This is a genomic window from Pseudoalteromonas sp. SR41-1 (assembly GCF_014164015.1).
Lineage (GTDB): Bacteria > Pseudomonadota > Gammaproteobacteria > Enterobacterales > Alteromonadaceae > Pseudoalteromonas > Pseudoalteromonas distincta.
Map to the genome: position 1 here is coordinate 241355 of NZ_JACJEK010000004.1, position 9141 is coordinate 250495.

The 9141-nt window shown below is 40.0% G+C and carries 4 protein-coding genes; 2 read left to right on the plus strand and 2 right to left on the minus strand.

The annotated features are described in order from the left end of the window. The first annotated feature begins 4 nt into the window (after positions 1-4). On the plus strand, positions 5-4507 hold the full coding sequence (locus H5118_RS05230; RefSeq protein ID WP_182748020.1) for an EAL domain-containing protein: 4503 nt from the start codon (positions 5-7) through the stop codon (positions 4505-4507). A 16-nt stretch (positions 4508-4523) separates the two neighbouring features. On the opposite strand, the gene H5118_RS05235 is transcribed toward H5118_RS05230, so the two are convergent. Together H5118_RS05235 and H5118_RS05240 are read right to left on the minus strand one after the other, a co-directional pair. Further along, the gene (locus H5118_RS05235; protein WP_182748022.1) at positions 4524-5477 is read right to left on the minus strand and encodes an ion transporter; all 954 of its coding nucleotides are present in this window, start codon (positions 5475-5477) and stop codon (positions 4524-4526) included. Continuing rightward, positions 5477-8146 (minus strand): bifunctional acetate--CoA ligase family protein/GNAT family N-acetyltransferase, encoded by a 2670-nt coding sequence (locus H5118_RS05240; RefSeq protein ID WP_182748024.1) that lies wholly within the window; start codon positions 8144-8146, stop codon positions 5477-5479. Before H5118_RS05240 ends, H5118_RS05235 begins: the two co-directional genes overlap by 1 nt. Positions 8147-8260: 114 nt before the next feature. Between H5118_RS05240 and H5118_RS05245 the strand changes: the two genes are divergently transcribed. Then, positions 8261-8977 carry an SIMPL domain-containing protein gene (locus H5118_RS05245; RefSeq protein WP_002962579.1) on the plus strand — a complete coding sequence of 239 codons (717 nt, stop codon included), beginning with the start codon at positions 8261-8263 and terminating at the stop codon, positions 8975-8977. Positions 8978-9141 lie beyond the last annotated feature (164 nt).

Below are 9141 nucleotides of genomic sequence, written 5' to 3' on the forward strand. Positions count from 1 at the left end.
AAGCATGAGTAAATACGTTAATGGGATCATTAGTTGCTTTGTAGTTTTAATAACTATTCTAAGTTGCCAAGTAGGGGCACAAGTAAAACGTTTATCTCCTAGCGAAGGCTTATCACAAAGCTACGTTAATACAATGCTTATAGACACTAACGGTTACCTTTGGCTTTCGACAGAGGCCGGGCTTAATCGTTATGATGGCTATCAAGTTATTCCAATAAACGGCCCTAATGGTGAGTTAGAAGAGGCGATCATCGATCGTATTTACCAAGACCCTCAAGGGCACATTTGGATAGCCTCTTTACTTGCAGGCCTGTTTAGATACGACCCCGTAACAGATTCATATCAGCAATTTCTAGAAAAACCGACCAGTGAAGAAGAAATTATCAATCAGTCTGTTTTTAGTATGGTGGCCGTTGATAAAAAAACACTTTGGATTGGGCGAGGCCGCGATTTTGCAAAGCTTGATATCGCAACCGGAAAAATAACAACTATTTTTGAGCTGCCTGCTAAATATAAAAATACCCTTGTGAGAAAGCTGTTTGCCTACAATGGTTATATATTTATAGGTACAAGCCATGGTGCATACGTATTTGATATTGCCACCGAGCAAGTTAGACCTCTACAGCATTTAAAAGGTGAAGCTGAACATATTTACCAAAATAATGTGAAGTCTTTCGCATTAGGTGAAAATAAACAGTTGTTAGTAGGGGCGGTACAAGGCTTATACGAAGTTGATATTAGTAACTTATCAAAAATGTTTGAACGCCCAGATTTACCTTTTAAAAGTAAAGTATTACTAAGTGACTTAAATGTTTGGAGCATAGTAAACGAACACGGAACAATAGATTTAGCTACCGACAAAGGCTTGTTTAAATTTGATTTAAACACAAAAGAGATGATTAAAAATACTCGAATAGCCAAAAGTAAGTACACACTTGCCGATACCAGTATTATTGATATGGCTAAAGATAAATCGGGTGGTACATGGGTTGCGACTAAGACTGATGGAGCGTTTTACTTATCTCACGACAGCTATCATTTTAATAATGTCGATGGCACTTTGCTCGGGGGGGATGGTTTATCACATCACTCTATCTGGGGGATTACCGAATATAAAGACAAGCTTTGGCTTGCAACGCATAACGGTATTACCGAGGTTGATTTAAAAACAAATATTGGTAAAGCTTATTTAAAAGACTACAAAGTCGACTTACTCACCACTGAGTTTACCGTATATGAAATAACGCCCTATAAAGATAATTTATGGCTTTATACAAACCGTGGTTTATTTATTTTTGACCCTGTAACGCATCAAGTTAGCGAACCAAAAGTGCATAACCCTGCTGATCAAGAGCTGATTACTGGTAGAGTGCATGGCGTTACACTCATGCCAAATGGCGATCTATATTTTGTGCACTCAGATCATGGGGTATTTATATACAATATAGATTCTCAAGTAATAACGCGTCTGGGTGGCCAGTTTGACCAGTTTGAACCCTTTTTAGCTCATGGCTTTTTACCCGCGTTGAGCAATAAGCCAGACTCGCCACTATTTTTTAATGCTGGAATTTTATATCAAGTAAACCCAAGTGATTTAGCACTTAAAATGATTTACAAAGTGCCAAAGCAGCACGAAAACGTAGCCATTAGCGTGCTTTCTTATTTAATTGATAACAACAATATATTGTGGATATCACTTTCTAATTTTGGCTTGATAGGCCTTGACGCATCTACTTATCAATTAGTACATACAATCGATTTAGAGAAGAATAAATTAGGCACACTGCTTTACGATATGGTGCTAGATGATGATGGCATGATCTGGATGAGTAGCCATAAAGGCATTTGGCGATTAAACCCAGAAACACTTCATTTTCAACAATTTTCTACGTCAGAAGGGTTACTCTCTGCTGAGTTTAATAGTAACGCCATGGCACAGCTTAAAGATGGCCATATTGCGTATGGTAGCTTAAAAGGTTTTACTTATTTTCACCCAATGGAAAACCAAAATTACCAGTCACTTATTGATCACGTAAATATTACGCGAGTTGATTTAATGTCACGAGATCTATCGCTTGATTTAAAACAGCCTCTTAACGAGGTTGTGTTAAACCATGATGATATTGGACTTGAAGTGGCATTTTCGGCTATGGCATTTAGTAATCAAGAACGCATTATTTATGAGTATCAACTCGATAACGGACAAAAAAGTTATACTCGAAATAACAACCGCGTATTGTTTCCAAAATTGAATCCAGGTAATTACCAATTAAAAGTTTGGGCTAAAGACCCCCTGACTGGCGAATATACCTCGCCTGCTATTTTAAAAATAAAAGTAAAGTATCCGCTTTGGCGTGCACCTTATTTTATGGTGCTTTACGCCATGCTGTTTATTGGTTTTGTTGCTATGTGGGTTATGCGCCGTAATAAAATTCAGCGTATTTTATTGGCAGCAAATAAAGAAAGTAAAGAAAGCGAAGCGCGTTTAAAATTAGCACTTGAAGGCAGCGAATCGGGTGTCTGGGATTGGGAGTCGAGCAACCCAAGCATTTACCAACCCCGCTTAGCGAGTGAGTTAAGCTACGAAAATGAAACCGTAAGCCTTGATGAATATTTATCTAAAATTCATCCGCAGGACAAACAGCTATTTCGCTTAGAGTGGCTTGAATTTTTATCTACCGATAAAGGCTACTTTAATTGTACCTACCGCCTGCGCCATGCAAAAGGCTATTGGCGCTGGTATAAGGACTTTGGAAAAGTAGTTGAGTGGGATGATAAAACTCCACAAAAAGTAGCGGGTACTTATACAAATATGACCCGTGAGATGGTGTTTGAAGAACACGCTTTACTATTTACGGCAGCATTTGAGCAAACACGTGATTGGGTGTTTATACTCGATAAAAACTTAAATATTCGGGCTTCTAATAAATCACTGCAAACCGCCTTTAACTTCACCGCTGAGTCGTTATCTAGCCGGACTTTAAATTTAGGTATATCGCGCAGCAATCGTTTTGATTATTTACGCATTATGCAAAAGCTATCTGTTGGGGAGCATTTTTCGTGCGAAGACAGTGTGGTTTTAGCTAATGGTGAATCGCGTCATGTACTTGTGAAAATAAGTGCAGTGGCCGATAACGAGCAGCGCCTTAATAGTTATGTCATTATTTTAACCGATATAAACGCACAAAAATCAGCTGAAAACGAGCTGCACCTATTGGCCAACTACGATGCCTTAACTGGGCTGCCAAATCGTACATTATTTAATGACCGCGTTGAACACGCCCTTGAACAAGCAAAACTGCATGGATGCAAAGTGGCTTTGTTACATATCAATATTAAACGTTTTAAATACTTTAATGACTCATTAGGGCACGAAGCGGCTGATGAGCTAATTAAAGAAGTTGCTGAGCGCTTAAAGTGCTCTTTGCGACCATCGGATAGTGTTGCGCGATTTGGTGGCGATGAGTTTGTTGTGTTAGTAGAAGATATTCATCAGATAGAGCAAGTACTTATAATATGTACTAAGTTGATGGATTGCGTGAATCAAAATATTGCGATTAATGGTCAAGTTGTAAACGTTAATTTAAGTATTGGTGTGTCGATATCGCCAGATGACGCAGAGCAAGGCCCCGCACTTTTAAAAGCTGCGAGCATAGCGTTATATCATGCAAAAGACTCTTTAGAAGGGCGCTACCAGTTTTATAAGCAAGAGATGAACCAGCATGTTCAAAGAGCGCTGCATCTTGAATCTCAGCTTACTAGAGCGTATCGAGAAGAAGAGTTTTGTAATTACTATCAGCCTATTATTAATGCTAAGAGCCAAAAAACAGAAGGCTTTGAAGTGCTGCTGCGTTGGCCCGAAAATAAACTAGTACAAACTCAAGAGTTTTCGCTGGCTGCAGAGGGGATAGGCTTAATTACAAAAATTATGCTGCAGACCTTTGCGCGCGCTTTATTGGAGTTAAAAGAGTGGCGAAAAGCCTCACCTAACCTGTATTTATCTATTAACTTATCAGCACTAGATTTTGAGTTTAAAGAACTCGTACCTGAAATTAAAAAAGCGTTAAATAATTCAGGTGTATCATCTGAGGCAATTGTTTTTGAAATAACCGAATCAATATTAATGCGTGATTCAAAAGAAGCGCTGCACAGCATGGAACAACTTAAAAAGTTGGGTTGTAGATTGTACATGGATGATTTTGGTACAGGTTACGCATCGCTTACTTATTTAAAACGTTTTCCTATTGATGTACTTAAAATAGATAGAAGCTTTGTACAAGACATAGGCATAGACTCTGATGATGAGGCCATTATCCAATCAACACTCGCGCTTGCAGATAGTTTAGGCAAAGAGTGTGTCGCTGAGGGCGTAGAAAGCTCGCACCAACTTGCTTTTTTAAAGGCGAGAGGGTGCAAGCATTTCCAAGGGTATTTATTTAGTAAACCGGTACCTAATACCGAAGTACTCGCGCTTATTAATCGCGATTGGAGTGATATATTTAATTAATCATAGCAGTACTTGTTTAAGGCCTTTTACCGCAGTGTCTGCAAAACAAATGGCTGTTATGCTCATTTAACTGCGTTTTAATGGCCTTATTAGCTTCTAGTTTACTCAAGCCTAACTTATGGCGTAGCTCTTCTAGGTGTACTTGTTGGGTATCATTAAGTGTACCATCTTGAATTGACTCGTGCACTGCGTCTTCAAAAAACTGACGCCGTTTACGTATCTGTTCTGAAAAACTAGATGCCAGTAATCCGGTAGGAATAGCGACCATACCCATGCTCAGTAGTGTGATAACGCCACCGAAAAACTTACCCAATGGCGTTATAGGTACTACATCGCCATAACCAACGGTCGTTAGTGTTGCCATTGCCCACCACATAGCCGCAGGAATAGAGCCAAATTTATCGGGTTGTATATCGTGCTCAATTAAATAAATTCCGCATGAAGCTAAAATAAGCACAACGGCCATTATAAAAAAAGCAGCCATTAATGAACTACCTTCATCGTTAAAGGCTTTTAAAAGTAGCTGCATGGCGCGTGAGTAGCGAGTGAGTTTAAATACCCTTAATAGTCGGAGCACGCGTAAAAAACGTAAATCGAGAGGAAATAAAAACATCATTAAGCTTGGTAAAATCGCTATTAAGTCGATTAACGCAAGTGGTGATAAAAAATACTTTAATCTGCGTTTACTGTTTGAGCCTTCCATTGCTTCATATTGTGTTTTATCTACACAGGCCCAAAGCCTGGCTAAGTATTCAATAGCAAAAATAGCGACCGATACAATTTCTAAAACTAAGAATTCGTAGTAATACTGCTCTGCCACACTTGGGATTGACTCAATAACAATGGCTACAACGTTAATCATTATTAAGCTAATGAGTGCAATATCAAGAATATGTCCCGCTCGATGGTACTGGCCTGTGCCTTCAAACAGGCAAGCCATTTTTTGTCTTAAAGTGTGTGGTTCATTCATTATTTAAGTTTAAGTACCATGTTAATACTGCCTTCTTCAAAGTCGCGACTAATTTTAAAACCTAACTTACGGGCAAGCTCAATCATCCCTGTATTCTCTGGTAAGGTTATGCCTTCAATCGATTCCACACCTTGGCGTTTACAGTGGTTAATTGCTGCACTCATTAGTATGCGACCAAGCCCTAAACCTTGGCAATCTGAGCGTACTACAATGGCAAACTCAGCATGCAGGTTATCGGGGTCCATAATGACGCGAGACACACCCAGTGTACGGGTTTTACCTTCAAAGCGTTGGCACACAATAAACGCCATTTCACGGTCGTAATCAATTTGCGTCATTTTAGCGAGTTGATCGTGGTTAAACTGTGGAAGCTCGCCAAAAAAGCGTTTATATCTGTCTTCTTTGTTAAGTGACTCGTCAAATACTTTATGGGCTTGTTCATCTTCCGGTTTTATCGGTCTGAGCGTAGCTTGAGTGTTATTTTTAAGTGTTACCACTTCAACAAGTTCTATAGGGTAGGGACGAATAGATAAGCGCTTACGATTGCTCTGAGCTTGATAGCGGTTAAGTGTCATAGTGGCATCGAGCACTAAAAACTGTCCATTGCTGGCAAGTATAGGATTTAGTTCCATTGAGCTTATATCGGGTTGATCAATAACTAACTGAGAAATACGCGTTAGCAGTGCACATAAACGATACTTATCAACTTTCTCGGGGAGTATGCGCTCCTTTAATACGCCTTTGTCGTGCGCTGCGGCAATTAAATACTTTGCCAAGTTCATATTCAGTGGAGGCAGAGCAACGGCGGCTTGTGCATATTCAAGGCCGGTGCCTGCTTCACCTAATAATATAACTGGGCCAAAATTAGGCTCGGTTTTAATTGCAATTCGCAGCTCATTTGCGCCTGCTCGCGGCGCCATTTTTTGTAATGAAAACCCTTCAATAACAGCATCCGGATAAGTGTTTTTAATACGGATAAGCATCGCAAAAGCAGTTTGTCCAACCTCGTTGGCGTCGTTTAAATTAAGCACCACCCCACCTACTTCAGACTTTGAGGCAATACTTGGACTAATCAGTTTTAATGCGACTGGAAAACCAAGCTCTATGGCTTGCTCTTTGGCTTCTGTTGGGGTGTAAGCGACCTCAGTTTGAATGCATTTAATACCATAGTGGTTCAATACTTGGCTTGCCTGATGAGTAGGTAAGTAGCTTTGTCCATCATCTAAAAACTCATTAATAAGGGTTCTAGCTGCCACCTTATTTATTTTAGCGTCATCAGTGTTCGACTCAGGTGTTTGCGTTAAATGCTTTTGGTTACGACGATACGTTACCAAGTGCATAAATGCGCCTACAGCCCCTTCGGGCGTACGATAAGTGGGTATTGCGTTGTTTGAGCACACTTTTCTGGCGGCGTAAGATGCGTCTTCACCCATAAAGTTAGTTATAACGTAAGGGCGCGCCATTTTGGGTAATGTTTGTAAGGTTTCTACAATAATGTTGGCGTAGTCTTCGCTGGGCGCAAGCGCTGAGGGAGTATGGATAATCAGTAAGTTTTTAACTTCTTTTGCGTGCAGTAAAATTTCTAATGCTTGCTTATAACGCGCAGGTGCTGAGTCGCCAAAAATATCCACAGGGTTTGAGGTGGTTTCTGATTGTGGAATGACTTTATTTAGCGCATTTCGGGTTTCAATGCTTAGTTCTGCTAATTTACCGGAGCTTTGAATTAGCTCATCAACAGCCATAACACCCGGGCCGCCACCATTAGTTAAAATTGTCAGTTGTTCTACTTTTAATAATTTTGGATGCATGGCGAGTGTTTGTGTCGCTGCAAATAGCTCTCGTAAATCATTTACACGCAGCATACCCGCTCGTTGAAATAACGCATCGTAAACAGCGTCAGAGCTTTGCTTTCCACCGGTGTGAATTTCGGCTGCAAGTGCGCCCGCAGTTGTTTTACCTGTTTTAATCGCAATTACAGGCTTACTAAAGGCCGCGGCTCTTGCTGCTGATATAAAGCCACGAATATCTTCAATGTTATCTATGTAGAGTAAAATAGCTTTGGTTTTAGCATCACGACCTAAAAAGTCGAGTAGTTCATTAAAGTTTATATCAAGGCAATCGCCTACTGATACAAAATATGAAAAGCCAATTTCTTTGTTTTTAGCCCAATCTAAAATGGTTGAGCATACTGCTGCTGATTGTGATACAAATGCTATTTTACCTGGGCTTGCCACGGTATGTGAAAAGCTCGCATTTAAACCAATATGAGGGATCAGCAAGCCTAAACAGTTGGGTCCAAGCAAAGTAACTTGCTTGGCTTGAGCACATGCTTTAAGCGCGCTTTTTTGCTCCCCAGACAGCCCATCGGCAATAACAATAGCGGTTTTACAGCCAAGCTCTCCAAGCTGCTCAATAATATCAATTAAGGTGTTTTTGTTAGTACAAATAACAGCAAGGTCGGGTACTTTTGGTAAGTCAGCAATAGAAGGGTAAGCAAGTACGCCATGTACTGCGCTATGGCTTGGAGTAACAGGCATTATTGGCCCTTTAAAGCCACCTTGAAGTAAGTTGCGCATAACCACAAAACCAGCCCGAGTTGATATGTTAGAGGCGCCAATAACGGCCACTGAGCTTGGGTTAAAAAATTGGGTTATACGCTTAAGGCTCATGGTTTTTCCTAGGCTGATTAAATTTTGCGTTATTTATAGTCTCAATGTACCCTGTTTACTGTGTTATTTCGAGCGTCTCGATGCTTATTATTGATATCAATCAAGGAGATTATTGTGAATAAAACCCCCGGTTTTTACATTGTTATAGCGGCTATTTGTTTAAGTATAGGCTTAATTAGCTTAGGGTTTATTTTAAAAAGTACCGCTTTGAGTGTGAAAGGGATGGAACGTACTGTGCAGGTTAAGGGATTGGCCGAGCGAGAAGTAATAGCCGATACGGTAATTTGGCCTCTGCAATTTAGTGATGCCGACAATAACCTTGAAAAATTAGTAAGCCGAGTTGAGAAAAAAAATGATGCGGTAACTGCTTTTTTAAAACTCCATGGTTTTGACGACGATGAAATAACAATAGGTAGCCAGTCAGTTATTGATAAGCAAGCACGTGAATACAGTAATGAAAATCAACAATTTAGATACATAGTGCGCTCAAATATTATTGTTTATTCTGCTGCGCCAGATAAAGTGCAAAACGCGCTGAGTAAAGTAAGCCAACTTGCTAAACAAGATATCGCAATAGTGCAAGATAGCTACGAAACAAAAGTTGAATACATCTTTACTGGCCTCAATGATGTAAAGCCTGCGATGGTGCAAGAAGCAACTGAAAAAGCGCGTGAAGTCGCTAATAAATTTGCTAAAGACTCTAATTCAAAATTAGGCAAAATAAAAACAGCTCGCCAAGGGCAATTTAGTATCAGTAATCGAGATTCAAACACACCGCAAATAAAAAATATAAGAGTGGTAACCAGTGTTGAATATTATTTAAATGACTAGGGCCTGTTGACCTTTCAGGATTAAAATTTGTTCAATCTTGGGGCGATTTAATCGCGGCGTGAGGTTTGTAACCTAGCGGGCTAAGTAAAAACCGAGCAAAGCTTCCGCGTCCTGCTCACGCCCCTTACCTACATCCATGTAGGCAACAAAGAGTAAATTGCCCC

What these genes read in the sequence shown, in the direction of transcription:
- H5118_RS05230 (WP_182748020.1), top strand. Translation starts at nt 5, where the DNA reads ATGAGTAAATACGTTAATGGGATCATTAGTTGCTTTGTAGTTTTAATA.
- H5118_RS05240 (WP_182748024.1), bottom strand. Translation starts at nt 8,146, where the DNA reads ATGAGCCTTAAGCGTATAACCCAATTTTTTAACCCAAGCTCAGTGGCC.
- H5118_RS05235 (WP_182748022.1), bottom strand. Translation starts at nt 5,477, where the DNA reads ATGAATGAACCACACACTTTAAGACAAAAAATGGCTTGCCTGTTTGAA.